Annotated in this window: 17 protein-coding genes and 3 pseudogenes; 10 read left to right on the top strand and 10 right to left on the bottom strand. The window is 68.1% G+C overall.

The annotated features are described in order from the left end of the window. Positions 1-2: 2 nt before the first annotated feature. Positions 3-578, bottom strand: coding sequence for a TetR/AcrR family transcriptional regulator (locus tag OHU89_RS47835; RefSeq protein ID WP_405652564.1), 576 nt, complete (start codon positions 576-578; stop codon positions 3-5). Positions 579-682: 104 nt separating this feature from the next. On the opposite strand from OHU89_RS47835, the gene OHU89_RS47830 reads away from it, so the two are divergent. The 3 genes from OHU89_RS47830 to OHU89_RS47820 all read left to right on the top strand — a co-directional run bounded on the left by OHU89_RS47830 (position 683) and on the right by OHU89_RS47820 (position 3556). After that, positions 683-1648, top strand: coding sequence for an SDR family NAD(P)-dependent oxidoreductase (locus OHU89_RS47830; protein ID WP_405652561.1), 966 nt, complete (start codon positions 683-685; stop codon positions 1646-1648). 173 nt (positions 1649-1821) lie between these two features. Beyond that, entirely contained in the window at positions 1822-2481 is a 660-nt protein-coding gene (locus tag OHU89_RS47825) for a YceI family protein (RefSeq protein ID WP_405652559.1), read from the top strand. Between the two features lie 94 nt (positions 2482-2575). After that, positions 2576-3556, top strand: coding sequence for a nuclear transport factor 2 family protein (locus OHU89_RS47820; protein WP_405652557.1), 981 nt, complete (start codon positions 2576-2578; stop codon positions 3554-3556). A 237-nt stretch (positions 3557-3793) separates the two neighbouring features. Here OHU89_RS47820 and OHU89_RS47815 read toward each other — a convergent pair whose 3' ends face one another. The 5 genes from OHU89_RS47815 to OHU89_RS47795 all read right to left on the bottom strand — a co-directional run bounded on the left by OHU89_RS47815 (position 3794) and on the right by OHU89_RS47795 (position 6687). After that, positions 3794-4381: a CocE/NonD family hydrolase gene (locus OHU89_RS47815; protein WP_405654986.1), complete on the bottom strand. Its 588-nt coding sequence runs from the start codon at positions 4379-4381 to the stop codon at positions 3794-3796. Beyond that, complete coding sequence (locus OHU89_RS47810) at positions 4360-4524, bottom strand: CocE/NonD family hydrolase (protein ID WP_405654984.1); 165 nt, start codon at positions 4522-4524, stop codon at positions 4360-4362. Before OHU89_RS47810 ends, OHU89_RS47815 begins: the two co-directional genes overlap by 22 nt. Positions 4525-4533: 9 nt before the next feature. Then, complete coding sequence (locus OHU89_RS47805) at positions 4534-4668, bottom strand: hypothetical protein (protein WP_405652555.1); 135 nt, start codon at positions 4666-4668, stop codon at positions 4534-4536. Positions 4669-4772: 104 nt separating this feature from the next. Further along, a complete protein-coding gene (locus tag OHU89_RS47800; protein WP_405652552.1) occupies positions 4773-5651 on the bottom strand; it encodes an alpha/beta fold hydrolase in 879 nt (292 codons plus the stop codon). A gap of 466 nt (positions 5652-6117) precedes the next feature. Next, the gene (locus OHU89_RS47795; protein WP_405652550.1) at positions 6118-6687 is read right to left on the bottom strand and encodes a TetR/AcrR family transcriptional regulator; all 570 of its coding nucleotides are present in this window, start codon (positions 6685-6687) and stop codon (positions 6118-6120) included. Between the two features lie 328 nt (positions 6688-7015). On the opposite strand from OHU89_RS47795, the gene OHU89_RS47790 reads away from it, so the two are divergent. After that, positions 7016-8506: a hypothetical protein gene (locus tag OHU89_RS47790; protein ID WP_405652548.1), complete on the top strand. Its 1491-nt coding sequence runs from the start codon at positions 7016-7018 to the stop codon at positions 8504-8506. A gap of 215 nt (positions 8507-8721) precedes the next feature. Then, positions 8722-9111 carry a hypothetical protein gene (locus tag OHU89_RS47785; RefSeq protein ID WP_405652546.1) on the top strand — a complete coding sequence of 130 codons (390 nt, stop codon included), beginning with the start codon at positions 8722-8724 and terminating at the stop codon, positions 9109-9111. A 150-nt stretch (positions 9112-9261) separates the two neighbouring features. Here the strand turns inward: OHU89_RS47785 and OHU89_RS47780 are convergent, their stop codons facing one another. Then, entirely contained in the window at positions 9262-10422 is a 1161-nt protein-coding gene (locus tag OHU89_RS47780) for a sensor histidine kinase (protein ID WP_405652544.1), read from the bottom strand. A gap of 1135 nt (positions 10423-11557) precedes the next feature. Then, positions 11558-11863 (bottom strand): DUF1330 domain-containing protein, encoded by a 306-nt coding sequence (locus OHU89_RS47775; protein WP_405652541.1) that lies wholly within the window; start codon positions 11861-11863, stop codon positions 11558-11560. A gap of 188 nt (positions 11864-12051) precedes the next feature. Between OHU89_RS47775 and OHU89_RS47770 the strand changes: the two genes are divergently transcribed. Beyond that, entirely contained in the window at positions 12052-12954 is a 903-nt protein-coding gene (locus OHU89_RS47770; RefSeq protein ID WP_405652539.1) for a LysR family transcriptional regulator, read from the top strand. Positions 12955-13054: 100 nt separating this feature from the next. Next, positions 13055-13465 (top strand): hypothetical protein, encoded by a 411-nt coding sequence (locus OHU89_RS47765; RefSeq protein WP_405652536.1) that lies wholly within the window; start codon positions 13055-13057, stop codon positions 13463-13465. Here the strand turns inward: OHU89_RS47765 and OHU89_RS47760 are convergent. After that, positions 13435-13773 carry a TfoX/Sxy family protein gene (locus tag OHU89_RS47760; RefSeq protein ID WP_405652534.1) on the bottom strand — a complete coding sequence of 113 codons (339 nt, stop codon included), beginning with the start codon at positions 13771-13773 and terminating at the stop codon, positions 13435-13437. The two genes, OHU89_RS47765 and OHU89_RS47760, sit on opposite strands and share 31 nt — an antisense overlap. Before the next feature lie 791 nt (positions 13774-14564). Here OHU89_RS47760 and OHU89_RS47755 point away from each other — a divergent pair. Together OHU89_RS47755 and OHU89_RS47750 are read left to right on the top strand one after the other, a co-directional pair. Beyond that, positions 14565-16191, top strand: a pseudogene (locus tag OHU89_RS47755) (IS4 family transposase). A gap of 26 nt (positions 16192-16217) precedes the next feature. Then, positions 16218-16352, top strand: a pseudogene (locus OHU89_RS47750) (transposase); the annotation flags it as partial. 865 nt (positions 16353-17217) lie between these two features. Here OHU89_RS47750 and OHU89_RS47745 read toward each other — a convergent pair. Next, complete coding sequence (locus tag OHU89_RS47745; protein ID WP_405652532.1) at positions 17218-17613, bottom strand: ATP-binding protein; 396 nt, start codon at positions 17611-17613, stop codon at positions 17218-17220. Here OHU89_RS47745 and OHU89_RS47740 point away from each other — a divergent pair. Then, positions 17584-18381, top strand: a pseudogene (locus tag OHU89_RS47740) (GAF domain-containing protein); the annotation flags it as partial. The gene OHU89_RS47745 and the pseudogene OHU89_RS47740 overlap by 30 nt on opposite strands. Positions 18382-18517: the final 136 nt, after the last annotated feature.

Here is an 18517-nt window from a genome sequence, read left to right as displayed (position 1 = left end):
CGTCAGCCGGAGCGGTAACGGAGCCCGTCGAGCAGGAGGTCGAGCATGCGGCCCGCGCGGTCGCGCAGCCCCTTGTCGCTCGTGATCAGCAGGACACCCCCGAGACTGAACCCGACATCGAGCGGGTCCACGTCCGAGCGCAGAACTCCCACTTCGGCCCCGGCGTGCAGCAGTGTGCTGATGGCCGTGCTGATCCGGTCGAGACTCTCGGCGAACGGATCCTCGTCGCCGGAGGCGATGACGGCCTTCAGTGCGTCCGCCATGCCCTGCTTGGTGGCCAGGTAGTCGATGAACAGGTCCATCCACCTCCGCATGGCCTGGTCGGGCGGGAGCTGTGCAAGCAGTTCCGTGACGCTGTCGCAGACCCGGGCGAGTTCGTTGCGGTAGGCGGCCTCGAGCAGGGCCTCGCGGGTGGGGAAGTGCCGGTAGAGCGTGCCGATGCCCACGCCTGCGTCCTTGGCGATGGCCTCGAGGGACGCGTCGGTGCCGGTCTCGGAGAACGCGCGCGCCGCGGCTTCGAGCAGGCGTTCCCGGTTGCGTCGCGCGTCAGCACGCAGTCCGCGTGTGGTGGCGGTCACAGCTTTCCTTCCTTCTGGACAACCGGAGGACCCTCCGCTTAAGGTCTGGGAGTAATCGGAGGCACCTCCGGTTTCGAGAGTAGCAAACAGGGAGCATGGCGAGAATGGCCACGAGGACAGGCATCACCAGTCCGTTCACCAGCCGGTCCACGGCTGCCGACGTCATCGCGGGCATCGATCTCACGGGCCGCCGCGCTGTCGTCACCGGGGCGGCGTCCGGCATCGGCGTGGAGACCGCCCGGGCGCTGGCCGGCGCCGGCGCGGAGGTCACGCTGGCCGTGCGGGACACCGCCGCCGGCGATCGCACCGCGAAGGACATCCGGGCCGCCACCGGCTCCGCAGGCGTACGGGTCGCCGCCCTGGACCTGACCGATCCGGCGTCCGTCCGCGCGTTCGCCGCCGCCTGGCACGGCCCGCTGCACATCCTCGTCAACAACGCCGGGGTCATGGCGGCCCCGGAGAGCCGCACACCCCAGGGCTGGGAGTTGCAGTTCGCCACCAACCACCTGGGGCACTTCGCCCTGACCACCGGGCTGCACGAGGCACTCGCGGCGGCCGGCGGCGCCCGGGTGGTGTCGGTGAGTTCCAGCGGGCACCTGTTCTCACCCGTCGTCTTCGACGACCTCCACTTCACCGAGCGGCCCTACGACCCGTGGCTGGCGTACGGCCAGTCCAAGACCGCAAACGTGCTGTTCGCGGTCGAGGCCGGCCGGCGATGGGCCGCAGACGGGATCACGGCCAACGCACTGATGCCCGGAGGGATCCAGACCAACCTGGGGCGCTACATGGACGACGCCCGGATGGGCCTGTTCATGACCCACCTGCAAGCCGTCCTCGGCGAAGGAACGCCCCTGCCCGAGATGTCCTTCAAATCGGTCGAACAGGGCGCCGCGACCTCCGTCCTGCTGGCCACCTCACCCTTGCTCGACGGCATCAGCGGCCGGTACTTCGAGGACTGCAGCGAGGCCCCGCCGCACCAGCCGGGCACCAACACCGGGGTCGCGCCCCACGCCCTGGATCCGGAGGCGGCCGAGCGACTCTGGCAGGTCTCCGAGCAACTCCTGGACTGACCTCATCCCGCTCGCCGCCCACGGCTGAGCCCGCGATCGCCCGCAGCGACCCCTCAGGCCCCAGGGCGACCCACGACCAAATACTTGAAACTTCAGTTGAATTACGAAAACATTTAGGAGACACCATGGCAGGCAGCATCCGCAGGCACTGGAAGCGCTAGCTCATCGCCGCTGTGGCCACCGTCGCCGTGCTGTGCACGGCGGGCCCCTACATCTACATCAACTACGTCCAGGACAAGCCACCGGCCGCCCTCTCGCTCGACGACCCGCCAGGCTCGGACTCCTCCGGCAGTTCCTCGGGTTCCGGGGAGGATGTCGAGGGTGCCTGGCGGGTGGGCAGCGGTTCGCAGGCCGGTTACCGGGTCGACGAGGTCCTCTTCGGCCAGAACGTCACGGCGGTGGGCCGTACCGAAAAGGTCACCGGAGAACTGGAGATCGAAGGCAACCGGGCGGTCAACGGATCCTTCACCGTCGACCTCGCCTCGGTGAAGAGCGACTCCGACCAGCGCGACGGCCAGTTCCGCGGCCGGATCATGAACACCGAGCGGTACCCGGAAGCCACCTTCGAGCTCACCGAGCCCGTCGACTTCGGCTCTGCTCCGGCGGCGGGCGAGCAGGTCAGCGCCAAGGCCACCGGTGAGCTGACCGTCCACGGCGAGACCAACTCGGTCTCCTTCGAGCTCGACGCCCAGCGCACCGCGGACGGCTTCCGGGTCAACGGCTCCATCCCGGTCACCTTCGCCGACTACGGCATCGACGCACCCAACTTCGGCGGGATCACGGTGGAGGACGAGGGAAACATCGAGTTCCTCCTCGCCTTCGACCGCGCCTGAGCCCACACGGGCACCCTCGCCCTTTACTCCCGATCCCCCACCAGACACCCGCCGACGCGTTCACCGCCGTCCGCACAGCATTGGAGAACCCCCCATGTCGAACAGCACCAGCCGGCTGCCCCGTAAAGCCATAGCCACCCTCCTGGCTGCGGCGACCGTGGGAGCTGTGGCCGGCTTCGCACCTGCCACCACCGCCTCCGCCTCCGCGCCGTCCCACAGCGGCCTGGGCCTCGGCCTCGACGCCTCGTACACGAGCCCCGCCACGCAGGAGCGCAACAAGCGCGTCGCCGTCCGCGTCCTCACCCAGCTCTTCGAGGAGGGCAACCTCAAGGTCGCCGACCGGTACATCCGCGAGGACTACATCCAGCACAACCCCGCCGCCCCCAACGGCCGGGAAGCGATCAAGAACTTCATCCGCGACTGGACCGCGCGCTTCCCGGACCACCAGTACAACGTCAAGCGGGTCCTCGCCCAGGGCAACCTGGTCCTGGTGCACTCCAACCCCGTCTACGAGCCCGGCACCCGTGGCACGGCCGTGGTCGACATCTTCCGCTTCGACCCCAAGAGCGGCATGATCGCCGAGCACTGGGACACGGTCCAGGACGTGCCGGCGACCACCGTCAACGGCAACGACATGTTCGGCACGGTCAGCAACCCGCACACGAACCAGCCCAGCGGCCCGCGCTGGAGCACATCTCTCAGCGAGAAGATCGCCACCAGCTACTTCGACACCCTCCTCGTCGACAAGAACCCCGACGCCGTCAGGTACCTCGCGCCGGAGTACTACCAGCACAACCCGACCATCCCGAGCGGCTCGGCCGGCCTGCGTGAGCAGTTCACCAACTTCTTCCGCCAGTTCCCGAACCTGATCGTGGAACGCAAGCGCGTCATCGCCGACAAGGACTACGTCGCCATCCACGCCCACTACCGCCTCAGCCCCGAGGACCGCGGTCAGTCGGTCGTGGACATCTTCCGGGTCGCGAAGCAGAAGAACGGCGAGCTCAAGATCATCGAGCACTGGGACGCCGTACAGGACGTCCCGGCCACCTCCGCCAACGACAACACGATGTTCTGACCTCTCCGGATCCTCGCGATCCCTCGCGGTTCCTCGCGGCGCCTCGGCCCGTCACCGGTCGGTGACGGGCCACGCATTTCCTGGGTACGGACAGCAGTGCCCTGACCGGCTGGCCGAACGCTGCTGCCGACGGCCAGCCACTGAACTGCCGTGGGATCACTGCCTTGTTGGGGGTGGAGGCGGTTCCGGCGAAGACCGAGGGAGCAATGGATCGGCCGGCTCTCCCCTCGCTTCCAGTCAGGCCGGAGGCACCACGGGCAGGACGATGCGGGACGGTCGCGCGGGGTCGTGGAAGAGCTGCTGCCGGGCGGCTCGGGCCCTGGTCGCGCTGTCCTCGGGTTCGCCCGTGTTGAGGTTGCGGTCCCAGCGGGGGAAGTTGCTGGAGGTGACCTGGACCCGTATCCGGTGACCCGCCTTGAAGACGATGCTGGTCGACCACAGGTCCACGACGTGCTCGGCCGCCTCGCCCGGTGTCGCCGCATGCACCCTCGCGATGCCGTCAGCCACATTGAGCGAGACGCCGTTCTGGTCGACGTCGCACAGGCGTGCCATCCGGTCGGTCGAGGGGCCGTCCGTGACAGCGAAGAGCACTGCCCGGACCCGGCCGGTCGCCTCGACGTCCTCGGTGAGTGGTTCGGTGGTGAAGACCAGTACGTCCTCACGCGCCTCCACGCCCGCCTGGTCGAGCGGCCCGGGACGGAACTCGTCGGTGTTCAGGAGTCCGCCGCCCATGAGGAGCGCGCCGCCGGTGGTCGGCACCGGGTCCATGGGGTCGTAGGTGAACTGCTCGGCCTGCTCGAGGGTCAGGCGTCTGTCGGCGCGCAGGTGGAAGTCGGCGTCCGCAGCCAGCGACAGGGGCCATTCCGCGGCTCCCGCTCGCCCTCGGAGGCGAACCGCCCACGGGTGTCCTGCAGGACCACCAGGAAACCGTTCCCGGCCGCGGCCAGAGGATCGAGTACGACGCCCATCATCGGGGTCTACTTGCCGTACGGCAGCCGGGCCGGCAGCACCGGCCACGGCCCCGTACCGCCGGGCCGGTAGACATCCGCGCGCAGCACCGTGCCGTCACGCATCTCCGCCGGAACGTCGAACTCGATCCGTATCTCCGCCACACGCTGCTCCTTTGCATGCCACGACGCTGTCAGACACATGCTCGAACGTGGCTCCCGTCCCGCACTACACCCGAACGGGGGTGACTACAGCGCTCGCGAAGCGGTCACGCCCCCGCGTTCAGCAGGTCGGCCAGCAGGTCGGGCCGTTCCAAGGCGATGAAGTGGCCTGCTCCCGGCACCTGCGTGAAATCGGCGGCCGGCAGCAGCTCCTTGTCGGCTTGCCGGTCCGAGGGCCGCGACCAGTCCTTCTCCCCGTAGACGAGGTGGACGGGTGCCTTGACCTCGGGGTAGCGCGAGCGGGCGGCGATGAGACTGGGCATGCTCTGGTACACGGCCCGGGCGACGCTCGAGTAGCCGGGGCGGCCGCCCACCTGCAGGAGTTCGTCGAGGTAGTCCTCCCGCAGCGCGGTCTTGTCGACCAGCCCGCCCTGCAGGATCCTGCGGACGACGGCCTTGGGTTCCACACCGGCGACCACCGTGCCCACCCCCGGAGTGAGGACACCGCTGACCACCACACGGGCGAGAAGACTGGACCGGGCGATCCCTCCGGGGAAGTCGTACGTGTTCACCGCGACGACGCGCCGGACCCGCTCGGGCAGGTCGGCCGCGGTGGTCAGGGCGAGCACCGCCCCCATGGACTCCCCGACCAGGGTCACGTCGTGGAGGTCGAGTTCAGTCAGGAGCCGCTCGACGCCAGCGCGCATGGCCGGCTCGTCGTACGACGCACCGGGCACGATCTCGGAGTAGCCCATCCCCGGCAGGTCGAGGGCATACACGGTGTACTGGTCCGCGATCAGCGGGATCAGGGAGCGGAAGTGCTCGGCCTGCGTGCGCACGGTGTGCAGCAGGACCAAGGGAGCGCCGGTGCCCGCTTTGAGATAGCGCAGGGTCCCCTCGTCGCTGCGGTGTCCTGCGCGCGGGGCAATGGTGTGGCTGGTGGTCCCCGGGACGTGGATCGTGGGACGTGGCTCTGAGCTGGGCATCTCGCTGGCTTCCCTTTGGGTGAACTGCTGCAGACGGGTGATTCGGACAGGGCCCGCCCGAAGGGGACGTGACCACGGACCAGCCCTTGGATTCATTGAGAAACCGACCGGTTTCCATTAGCGTAAACCGATCGGTTTCCGTGCGCAAGGCTGAGGTCGCCATCCGCAGCGTCAGGGTCGGCGCGCAGGAGAGACGCGAGCGTGCCATCCACGCAGCCGTCGCCGATTCCACACTCAAGGGCCACTACGGGCACGCCCAAACGCTCCAGCAGCAGGGCATGAGGCCCTGGGAAACCGCGCACCTGCTGTTGGGCGCCGACGCCAACGAGGCGACGGCGTTCCTGGTGCGCGGCACGCCCGTCAACACCCTTACGGCCACCGGACTCCCCTCGATTGCGGGACATCAGGGGCGGGAGCCATCGACCCGGGGAGGGCACGATCACGGCGCCTGCTCCAAGAGGATGCGTCAGTGCATGCCTGCCGCATCGAGCAGGGTGGCCACGGCGGGCGTGACGAGCCCTGTCAGCTTGTCGGCTCCGATCCCCGCGCGGGCGCTGGCGCCGTCGAAGACCAGGCTGAGCTGCCGGGCCAGCAGGTCGGGATGGCTTACCTCGCCCTGTTCGGCCTCGGCACGGAAGAAGGCGGCCAGATTCTCCTTGACCCGGTGGGCCACCTGGCTTGCAGGGTGGCTCTGGTCCTTGAGCTCGATCTGAGCAGCCAGGTACCGACATCCTTGAAAGTCGGGCGCACTCGCCTGCCCCTCCAACTGCTCGAAGACGTGCAGGATCCGCTCGCGCGGTGAACGGCCGTCGTCCGCCACCGGCAGGAGCCCGGCAGCGAAGGCAGAGGCGCACTCCCCCAGGCTCGCCGCCAGCAGTTCATCCTTGCTCTCGAACAGCTGGTACAGGGAACGCTTCGACACCCCCGCCGCCTTGCACAGCGCCTCGACGCCGATACCGACACCATCTCGGTAGGTGAGCGTGGCCGCCGCCTCCAGCAGCCGCTCTCTGGTACTTGACTTCACTGCGGTGGTCATACCGCGAGGTTAACTCGATGTGGACAAAACGAAAACCGATCGGTTTACGGGGTGCTGCCGGGGCACTCTCGCGCCGCCACGGGCCGGGCGGGCAGGTGAGCGCGGTTCCGATACGCCGGGGCGGCGGTCTCCCGAGGCTTCGTCCGGACGGGCACGCGGTGCAGCCCTCGGCGGCCGCGCGTCGCCCCCGAAGCCGGAGAGTGCGGCCGCGATGAGGCCGACGGTCATCCTCACCCAGCCCCTGGCCAGGCCCGCACCCACTGGGCGCCGTTGTAGAGGATCTCTGCCGCAGCGGCTTCGAACTCTGGGAGGACGCGCGCGAAGGGTCGTGGCCGACCTGCCCGTGCGGACCGGGCAGGCCCGGACGACGAAGATCGTGATCCTGGACTGCTGCTTCTCCGGTATCGGCACCCGGCCCGAGCACAGCCTGGCGCCCGAGTCCACGAACGTGATCGACTGGACGCACGCGACGGGCGCCGTCACGCTGGCGGCCAGCGGCGCGTACCGCACCGCCTGGTACGAACCCGGCTCGGGCGCGATTGAACCGCAGACCTACTTCACCAAGTATCTGATCGACGTGGTCGAGCAGGGGCTGCCCGGCTATCCGGACGGCCTGCCGCTGTACGTCATCTACGATCGGGCTGCCCATGCCCTGGCCCGGGGCAAACTGCCGGAGCCGACCCGGTCCGTCCGGCACGAGGCGGACCGTTTCATCCTGGCCCGCAACGTGGCAGCGGCTACCGCGTCCCCAGTGTCCTTGCCTGTATGGCCGACGTCGTCTTCGTCCGGGGCTGAGGTTGTGAGGCAGCCCACGGCAACGCCGACCCCTCGTGCACAGGGGGCAGCGCGGGAGGCGCCCAAGACCCGAAGGGGCGTCCGGCGACGCGCCCTTGTCCTCGGCACGGTCGCGGCAGGTGCCGCGGCTGCCGGGGCGACGGCCCTGCTCTGGTCGGACCCGGACTCCGACAAGTTCACCAGCCAAGCCACCTCCGCGGTGGCGTTCAGCCCCGACGGCAAAACCCTTGCCACCATCGGCAGTGACAGCAATGACCGCGTGGGCCGGCTGTGGAATGTGGCCAGCGGTGATGCCATCGCCGGCCTTCCCGCCTACTACGGCACCCTTCGCTCCCTGGCGTTCAGCCCCGACGGTATAACCCTCGCCACCGGCGGCTACAGCGCCGAACTGCGGGACGCGGCCACCGGCGTCGTCACTGCGAAGGTCCCCGACACCGGCACCGTCGGCTCGGTGGCGTTCAGCCGCGACGGCAAGACCCTCGCCACCAGCAGCGACGGCAGCGTCCGGCTGTGGAACCCGGCCACCCGCCGTACCACCGCCACCTTCCAGAGAGGAGTGCAGGCCTTGGCCCTCAGCCCCGACGCGACGATGCTGGCGGGCGGCGCCGAGAGATACATCGACAGCGGCGACGACAGCGTCGGGTGCTGGCTATGGGACGTGGACGGCAAGCACGCCGTCACTACTCTCATCCAGGAGTCCACGTACGCGGTGGCGTTCAGCCCCGATGGCAAAACCCTCGCCACCGGCGGCGAAGGCGGCGTCCGACTCTGGGACACCGCCGCCCGCCGTGTCGCCACCACCTTCACCGGCAGCCCCGCGCGCGGGGTGGCGTTCAGCCGAGACGGCAAAACCGTGGCCGCTGCGGGTGAAGGCGGCGTGCGGCTCTGGGATACGGCCACCCGCCGCACCACTGCCACACTCAGCACCGACAACACTGACGCCGTCTCGGTAGCGTTCAGCCCTGACGGCAAGACCGTGGCGGGTGGCGGTGACGGCGGCTGCTGGCTGTGGAAACTTACGTGACACCCTCGGTCCGCGTACAAACTCATGCGGCCCTGGCCAGATGAGCTCGAACGCCGACATCCCTTGCCCAGGGCGTCCTTGCGGCAGTTCCTCGGGATTCCTGGGCGGGCTGGATAGAGGCGGATGACTCATGTGCCCGGGATGCCGGGCGGCTGACAGTGATCTCACATTCGCCGGGAGACCCCAGCGAACCCGAATCACAAGGAGACACTGTCATGACCGAAGCTCAGTGGGACATCACCGAGGCCGACCTCGACGACCTCGTCGCTCAGGTACGGGAAGCCGGGCAGGACACCCAGGAGGCCGAAGAGATCAAGGCCGCGCTCAGCGGCGGCGATGTCACGCCCGCGGAGGCCGCCGGTGTCAAGCGACGGCTCATCGTCCTCGCACTGCGCTACGGCGGAAAGGCCCTGGCCTGGCTGCTGAAGCACTTCAGCCAGGAGGCGGCGCAGTACGTGATCCGGCACTCCCAGCGCCTGGCCGACTTCCTCGACCGGGCTGAGAACTGGGCGGTGGACAAGATCACCCGCTTCCTGGAGGGATGCGGCGTTCCGGTCCAGCAGGCCCAGACCATCGCCCGCACGATCATGGCGATCGTCGGCTGAGCGGTGACGCGGGGTGTGGCGGCGCAGCGGATGTCACGCTGGGCTGCCGCACCTGGGCCGCGACAATAGTGGCCAGCGTGGCATGACGTCCTCAGTCCGCAGGCCGCTGCCGAGCTTGCCGCTGTCGAGCCGGACCAGGCAGCGGCAGGCTCACGGCACGTGCAGTGGCAGCAGTGCCCGCACGACCGTTCCTCGACCGTCTGCCGGTGGGCGGGTGATGGTGCAGTGCCCACCGATCTCGTCCGCCCGCTCGGTCATCGAGGTCAGTTCGACTCCCTCGGGGCGAGGTCTTGCCGGTAGGCCCTTGCCGTTGTCGGTGATCTGCAGCACCAGGCGGCCTGGGGCGTCGACTTCCAGTGCGAGGTGCGCGGTGGAAGCGGCTGCGTGACGTGCGATGTTCGTCAACGCCTCCGCTGCGATGCGGTAGGTGGCTGTCTCGGTTGTGGCAGGGAGTTCCGGCAGGTGGGCGGAGATCGAGGCGGTCACGGTGAGCGAGGCCGTGTTGAAGCGGTCGGCGAGCCTGGCCACGGCGGCGGCGAGGCCACAGTCGTCCAGCACCGGGGGGCGCAGGTCGTCGATGATCCGGCGTACTTCTTCCAGATCTCTGGACGCCTCGTCGCTCGCTGATTCGACGAGGGAGCGTGGCTGGGAGGAGGGCTCCAATACGCTGGCTGCAGCGTCCAGTTGGAGACGCATCCCGGCGAGGGGCGGGCCGAGTCCGTCGTGCAGGTCGCGCCGGAGTCTGCGTCGCTCCTCTTCCCGGGCCGAGACCACGCGTTCACGGCTGATGCGCAGCTCTTCGCGCAGGCGGATCGCTGAGACAACGGGACCGAGCTGGTCGGTGACCAGGGCGAGGGCGGCGCGGTCGTTGGCGTCCAGGGTGCGTTGGCCGGGCCGGAGTTGGACGCTGAGGACGCCGACTCGCTCGCTGCGGTCGAGCAGTTCCAGGTCCACCGTCGCCGTGTCTCGACGGTCTTCGCCGGCGTGGGCCAGGACCTGGTCCCGGGTCCTGGTATGTGTGGTGACGGTGGGCAGGCCGAGTCGTTTGACCACGGTCTCGCACACGGCGGCAGGAACCTCGTCGGAGGGCATGGTCCGGCTGAGACTGTCGGCCAGGGCACGCAGCATTTCGTACGGCTTGGCACGGCGCCCGTAGAGCAGCAGGTCGCTGGCTCTCCACACCAGGCCGGCCGCGGGGCGCAGCGACAGGACGCTCAGGGCGGAGGCGATGGCCGCGCTGGTCGACTTGGGAAGTGTCAGGAGCTGGGAGAAAGCAAGGAAGAGGCCGCGGTAGGTAAAGGCTACGCTCAACAAGCGCACCCATCCGTCCGCGTTCTTCCGGCGCATCTCCGCCCCTCGAGGAGACAAACGGGGCATAGCCGCGGCCATGCACAAAACTCACGATCACGATCCGGCACGCCCACCGCGCCCCAGTGCTCTACCACGCGCTCGGCGCCGGTTACGTCGTCCAACGCGACCCCGCACGCGCCATGCCACGCATGACAAAGGAAGCCAACAGCCCCGGACGCACGATCCACTTCGAGCCCATCGCAGCACACTTGCCGAACCTTTCGCGTCAGGGCCGCATGAACTTGCATACGGACAACTCTCCCTACGAGACCTCGGTGGACATGATGATCACTCCGCCCCTAGGGTAAGCAACCGCTCTCTGCGAGTGACGTCTACCAGAAGGAAAAAAGTGAAGGTTCTCAACGGGCTCCGCAATGCAGGAATGGGTGCCGCCGTGCTGGCTCTCACCGGATCAGCACTGATCGCAGGAGCGGGAAGCGCTCAAGCTGCCACGAGCTGCCCCGGTACTCGCATCGACAGACTGTCCTTCGACACCGGTTGGACCGATCTCTACTACAGCAATGGGTCCAACTGCGTCATAACCACCTCCCGAACGCCCGGTGTCAAGTTGAAGATGACGGCGTGGATCGAGGTGCTCGGGGGAACCAAGGTGCAGGACTCGGACTACTACTCCTACTACGCTGGCCCGCGGAGCATCTACGCCGCTGGGGCGTGTGTACGGTTCGGCGGCCAGGTGGGGACCACCGGCGACGTATCCGACTGGGGTCATTGCGGTTAAGAGTTATGGGGCCGACGTTGATTGGTCTTCGAGCTGACCACTGATCAGATTGCCGCCACGAAGCGCAATTGACGAAGGCCCCAAGCTGTTAACCGAAGTATCTGGCGTCTCAACCACTCTGCCCAGGGGCCTCGTTCGCCATCCCCCCTGCCCGTGACCACTCGGCCTGCCCCGTGCGCTCATGGAGTGGGTCACCACGACAAGGAGCCCTCACAAGGCGAACCGACGGCCTGGAGAGCGACCCCTGGCTACGGTGATCTTCCTGTCCCCGAAGACGATCGGAGTGCTTCGCCAGTCGTTGTTCAGCACCGTGTGCGTTTCAGGTGACGGGTACTCAGCGATGGCTGGGCCCGCCGGTCAGTCGATGCCTTCGATGATGCGGAAGTCGCGCTCGACGCCGTCGGGGAGGGCCACCAGCGCCTTCTGGTATGCCTCGCTCTCATATGCCGCGACGGCCTGTTCAAAGCTGTCGAACTCGATCAGAACGACGCGTTGCGTGATTCCGGCCTCGTGGGCGACGACTCGACCGCCACGGGACGGGATCCGGGACAGGACGCGCCCGCCCCCAGCCTGGACAGCCGGACCGGCCAGCTTGTCGTAGGCAGTCAGCCTCTCAGGGTCGGAATTGGCGGGGTAGACACTGACCCAGAAGCCCTTAGCCATGGAAACCTCCTGTGTTCGGCCGGACACGTCCGACTTCTAATTGACACTCAGATCGATCGATCCCGGCGACGGGTAATGCGGTCAGCTGAATCGCCGTATGCGCAGGCTAGGGCTTGATGTGCCGTCGAGGGAAAGACCGGTACGACATAGACTCAGAACGGATCGTTATCAATTGGCAGGGAGGGCACGTGGCGCCGGATACGGTGAGCCTGCGGTACTTCCTGGTACTGGCGCAGGAGTTGAACTTCACCCGCGCGGCCGCACGGATCGGTATCGCACAGCCCGCACTCAGCGCCCGGATGCGCCGACTGGAGGCGGAACTCGGTACGGCCCTGCTGGTCCGCAACACGCGCAGCGTCGTATTGACCACGGCCGGTGCGGCTTTAGCGGAGTCCGCGCCGCCCGCGCTGGCGGCGCTGGACCGTGCATGGGACACCGCCCGGAGCGCGGCGGCCGGTGAACTGGGCACGCTGCGCATCGGATACAGCCTCAGCACCGGAGCCGAGACGGCACCAGCCCTGGTGGACAGGCTGATACACAGCAACAGCGGACTCGAGGTCGACGCGGTCCCGATGGCGACACCGGAGATCTCCCCCGCGGTCGCCGACGGCCGCATCGATGCCGGGATCACCCGCGGTGAACAGCCGGGCCGTGGCGTGCGCCGGTTCCTGCTGCGGCGTATGCGCGTCGGGGTCCAGCTGGCCCAGCACCATCCGCTGGCCGAACACCAGGAGATCGAGATCGCCGACGCGTCCGCGTATCCGCTGCGACTCCCGGACCGTGCGACCAACCCCGTGATCCACGATCAGCTGTCCGCACTGTTCCGAGACACCCGACCACACCCCCGATTCCACACGCCCGCAGTCTCTTTCGACATGTCTCAGCGCGACCTACGCGACGGGGTCACCCTCGCCCCGGCCGGAGAAGCCGCGGCCACGGCACAACCGGCCGGTCTCACCTGGCGACCGCTGCGAGGCGCGCCCAGCCTGACGATCCACCTGGTCCTCCCACGCGAGCAGTCGCCACTACACCGCCGCATCCGTGCCGTCGCCAAAACCCTGGCGCACGAGCTGCACTGGCTGCCGGACTGACGCGCAAGGGGCCAGCGGACATGCCGCAGTACCGCCTCGCTGGTCGGCGTCGATGTGGTCGCCGGCATCTGATGCCGCGTGCAGGAGCTCTCGCACCAGCTTGCGCATCACCTTCGGGGAACCCGGTGCCCCCGCGCCGCTGCAGCGTCGCCAGCAGCGTCCGCACCCGGTCGGCTGCCCGCCGACCCCGGGCGTCCTGCTGTTCGGCCAGCCTGGCGGCCGCCTCCGCTTACAACTGTTCCGCGTAGGCCTGCTGTTGTTCGGCGAGGTGCCCGGCCGCCACCTCGACAAGGATGATCTCCGTGGCGGTGCGGTCGTCGCTCCCGGTCGCGTCGACACGCGCCAGCAGCCGGCGGACCTGCTAGAAGTCGCTCGAGGCGAGGGCATCCTCCAGGCGGGAGAAGGGCTCTCGCCACATCTGGGTCTGGTCCTCCAGCCAGCGTTCCGTGTCTGCGGCGGCAAAGGTCACGCAGGGCCATGTCAGCCGTCGGCGCTCACCTTCGTGTTGTAGTCCAGCGCTTCGTTCAACCAGAAGTTGAATGCCTGGTCCGATGCAGTGCCGCCATCGGCGACCACGATCCAGCCCTTACTCATCTTGCGGCCACGCATCTCCGGCCAGCTGGCACCTTCGCGCTCGAGCAAGGCCTCGATTCTGCCGGGATCGCAGCGGACCATGAGCTGACCGCCGGCGTTCGCGGTAGCGGCGATCTTGCCGTTGACCATGAAGCTGAGCCCGCCGAACATGCGCACCTCACGCACCTGCGCCACTCCCGCAAGGGCTTCACGAATGCGGTCCGCGAGCTCCCTGTCATACGCCATGAGTCACCGTCCTCCAAGCCAGCCTCGCAACGGGCCGGCGTCGGTTCGCTGCTCCATGCGCCGGCCAGGCCGCCGTCGTAGATAGGGACGTCACCGTAGCCGAACCCCCTACACCGGCGTAGGCGTTGCCTCCGTCACCTCCGGAGGCCGGGGCACCACCGGCACATACGGCTACCCCGACGCCAACGCACGCTCCCATAGTGCCCGAGTTTTGCTTGTCGGGAGTACCCGTGTTGAACGGTGCCGTTGAATCCGAGCCCCTGCTTCTTGGTCCAGCCCAGCCCTTCCTTGACCACGCGCCAGGTGGACCAGTCCTTCCTGGCCGCGCCTCCGGGCCCAGGTGTGGAAGATTGAGCCCCAATCCGCCCACCAGCCAACCGTTCTGATAGGTGCCGTTCAAGCATATCTGGCCCATCCCGGATGACTACGGCAAGTCCTGCTAGACGATTCTCGCCAAGAAGCAGAACAAATGGTTCGGCCTGTTCCGGGCAAATTGCCGGGCGTTGAGCCACTGCTGGTAGTAGATGTCGGCTACGCAGGCGGCTGCCCACCCGGCATAGTGAGCTGAACCGGATTTTGTAGCGGCCCTGAAGCCAGGCATGTTCGCCTCGGCGGATGGGAGAACACTGGTCCGATGCCTGCACCACGGAAGTACCCCAAGACCACGGAGTTAGAGCGGATCCGCGGTTGTCAACGGGATCGAGGGTTTTCGGGGATGCCGAAGTCATGGCAACGAGGCTCCTGGTAGAGCGAAGAAGTCGACCAAGGTCTTCCCGCTCGAAGGAGCCCCGTTGCCCGCTCAGTGTTCCACCGTCACGCTCACGTCGTCCATCACCGTCGCCGACGGCGTCTTCGCTCCGGGACATCTCGGCGAGCTGACCCGGCAGTTACCCTTCGAACTTGTCGATGACGTGCTGGAACGCGTTGGCGGCGGCCAGCGCAGGGTGCGGCTGCTTCCGTCGAGGGTGGGCGTGTACTTCGTGCTGGCGCTGGCCCTGTTTCCGCAACTGGGATACGTGCGCGTGTGGGACAAGCTCACTGCCGGGCTGCACGGGCTTCTTCACGGGCGCCCTTCGGAGAAGGCGCTGCGGGAGGTTCGCCGACGGCTGGGCGTCGCGCCGCTTCGGTCGTTGTTCGAAGCACTGGCAGGTCCCGTGGCACAGCCGATCACACCCGGAGTGCGATACCGGTGCTGGCGCACGGTCGCCTTCGATGGGTGCAGCTCCACCAAGGCCCCTGACCGGCCGCGAGTCTGTGCCTGGCTGGGCAAGCACAAACACCGCTACGGCACCGACGGATATCCAATGCTGAAGATCATGGTGCTGTGCGAGACCGGTACCCGCGCGTTACTCGGCGCGGTCTTCGGACCGACGCCGGAAAAGGAGACCGGCTATGCCGAGCAACTGCTGCCGCTGCTGGACGACAGCATGCTGCTGCTCAACGACCGGGGCTTCGACTCGGACGACTTCCTCGCGAAGGCCGCGGCCACCGGGGCACAGCTGTTGGTACGCCTCAAGGGAACCCGGACACCCGCCCGTTGGGCCCTTTTGCGGACGGGTCGTTCCTGACCAGGATCAACGGGATCCGGCTGAGGATCATCGACGCGCACATCACGGTGACGACTGCCAAAGGGCTGCGGCTGGAAGGCCACTACCGGCTGGCCACCACGCTGACCGATCAGCGACGCCACCCCGCCGCCGAGTTGGTTGAGCTCTACCACGAACGATGGGAGATCGAGTCGGCGTTCTACTCGCTCCGGCACACCCTGCAACGCGGTCTGGTACTACGCTCCCAGGACGCGACAGGGATCCAGCAGGAGCTTTGGGCCCACCTGACCGTCTACCAGGCGCTGCGCCGGGCGATGGTCGAGGCCGTCGAGACGCTCCCCGGCACGGATCCAGACCGCGCGTCCTTCACTATCGCCCTGGAGACCGCCAAGGATCAGCTCATCGCTGCGGCCGATGTGCTTCCCGATGCCGGGCCGGGGCACATCGCATCGGCCCTGCTGCACAATCTGCTTCCGCCCCGCCGGGCCCGCGTCAACCCACGTCGCGTCAAGTGTCCGATCTCCCGCTATGCCGCACCGCCTGACCAGGCACAAGTCCTGGGTGCCTCCAAGATCACCAGTATCAAAGTCACCGTGCACTCATCCGCCGGCCCTGGCCCCGACGGGCGTCGCGACCGCACGCTGCAACTTTTGCGCACCGCCCCTCTCCGCCCCTGGCGCGCATGTGAAATCGCTCGCGGCATCGGACTGGACGACGCCCAAGGACTACGCGCGGAACTGGGGCGCTGGGTCCGCGAGGGAATCCTCCACCGCACCGGGCGAGGCATCTACATCCTCGAACCCGAGTGGATCACACCCGACCTTCACCACCCTCCAACCCCGCCCATTTGACAACCGCGGATCCGCTCTAACTCCGTGGTCTTGTAAATACCCTGACGAGCTCCGCGAGCGCGCAATCCGTGAGGTTCAGACCTCGGGCCGTCCGGTCGCGCATGTCGCCCGGGACCTTGGCATCCGCAAAGAGGCTTCGCGGAACTGGGTCCGCCAGGCCGAAGCAGACCAGATCATTTGAGACCGGGCACCAATGGCCGAACCCGGTCGGGGTAGCCGGTATCAGTTGCCGGAGCGGCGGCTGAAGAGGGCTTTGAACAGGCCCGCCTGGCTGGCGCGCGAGGTCGGTTCGGCAGTCGGGGCAGTGCCAGCCGTCCTCAGGTGGGGCACCCTCACCAACACTCGCCGCCGACGCTCCAGCGTCTCCTCACCCAGCACCCGCCCTTCCCTCACCCGACCTGCATCCGCCAGGTTGAGGGTCAGGTTGTACGCCGTACGCACGGGGCCTTCCTCTTGAAGGGGGAAGGCCCCGTGCTGAGCGACGATCATGGATCACTGAACCGTGGTGTCGCTCAACACGCAGTGCCCCAGGGGAAGTTGGCTTGTTGATGACGGTTCGGCCGGGTAGGCGATAGGGGGCGGCCGCCGCCTGTAGTCGGCGGTGGGCGGCGGCCGCCTGCGCGAGGACTGTGCCCGAAGCACGGGTTCTCGCGCGGGGCGCCCTCACGGCACCCGGGGCGACGCGGGAGTACGCCCCGAACAGGCCGAGAGGACGAGGACCGGAGCCGGCGCAGGGTGCCCCGACTGTGGGCTCCGGTCTCCCTGGGGATGATGTTGTCACCATGGTCACGCCAGGCGTGGAGTTCCGATTTGGAATGATAGGACATGCTGGCCACTGTGCGGCCCAACGATCCGGGGCTGCTCGGATGGGTAGAGGATCCGGAGCACTATGCAGGCGTGCCCCAGGAGTGTCCCGACGTGGCGAGGTCATGCCTCGCTGCGGCGTCCGTCTGTTGGCCGTGGCGGCGAACCGAGGTCGGCGTCGACGAGGAAACCATCCGCCTCGTGGCCGTAATCAGGTCTGTGCGCCGGGAAGGGCTGCGCCGCTAGTGGGACAGGGGCACAACGGCCGACACGGTCTTGCCGTCGCCATGGACCTTGACCTGGACGTTGACGGACAGTTCCTGCACCAGCGGCCAGCCGAAGCCGCCCGGTTCGGCCGTCTTGGTCTCACGCGGCAGCGGCGGGCTGCAACTGGCGTCGTCCACCGACACGTTCACCAGTCCCGGCCCGGCCGTCAGCCGGAATCCGGTCAGTCCGCCGGCATGCCGAACCGCATTGGCCACCAGTTCTGTCACCACCAGCAGGAGGGCGTCCGCCTCGGTCCCGTCGTCCGGGCGGAGCGCGGACAAGAACTCGCGGGTCACATCCCTGGCCCGCTCCACCACCTGGGGACCGCTCCCTCTCAGGGGATGGCGGTCCTCCCCCGGCGCATGCACCATGCCACTCCTCCGGCACTCTCGACACTCCGGCACCCGCACGTCTGCCCCGAGAGGAATCACCACTCCCGGACAGGAGGACACCGACCCCCTTGCGGAGGCGGCCGTAAGACGTCCACGCCCACTCTGTCGCCCTGGTCGGACAGGTGTTCCTTCCGTTCCTGCGGCGTCCTCTCGTATCTGACGAGGTGGCCTCCCGGGGTTTCGCCTCGATCTCTTCCGTACGAGAATGACGCAAAAGCCTCACATGCGCATGCCGCGCCCACCAGGACAGTGATCGGGGACAGCATGTCGTCCACCGGCAGCAGCTTGGGTACGCGCCCCTTCGGTCCGACGAACGCCGATCGGGCGGCGGAGCTCGACGACGCGCTGGTGGACGCGGTCCTCAAGGCGGTCGAAGTGACCGGGGCCCACGCCGGGAGCGTGTTCTTGGCTTCGGCCGATGGTGGCACGCTGGTGCTGGCCGCGGCGGCTGGGATGCCGCCCTCGCTGCTGAGCGGCTGGCGTCGGATCGCAGTCAACAGTCCCATTCCGGTCGCGGAGGCGTACCGCCTGGGCCGGATGGTCCATCTGGCCGACACCGACACGACCGTGCGGCGCTTTCCCCAGCTCGCGGTGGCCGTCCCCTATCCGTTCGGCTCGGCCTCCGTGCCGGTGGAGGTGGGACGGGAGACCCTGGGGGTGCTGGCCGTGGTGTGGGCCGCCGAGCCCGGCGGTCAGGGGCTGTCGAAGGCGAAGCGGCGGCACCTGCGCACCACGGCCGGCCGCCTCGGCATGGCGCTCGCCCAGCTGCAGGCGCACGGCGCCCAGGCAGGCTGCGATGCACCGGCGGCTGCGGTGGAGGTGCCGATCCCGGCCGTCTCGGCGGTACGGGAGGAGGAAAGTCAATTCGATGAACCACTGGACC

It is taken from the genome of Streptomyces sp. NBC_00019, assembly GCF_045041015.1.
Taxonomy (GTDB): domain Bacteria; phylum Actinomycetota; class Actinomycetes; order Streptomycetales; family Streptomycetaceae; genus Streptomyces.
This window is presented reverse-complemented; position numbering and strand designations above follow the sequence as displayed.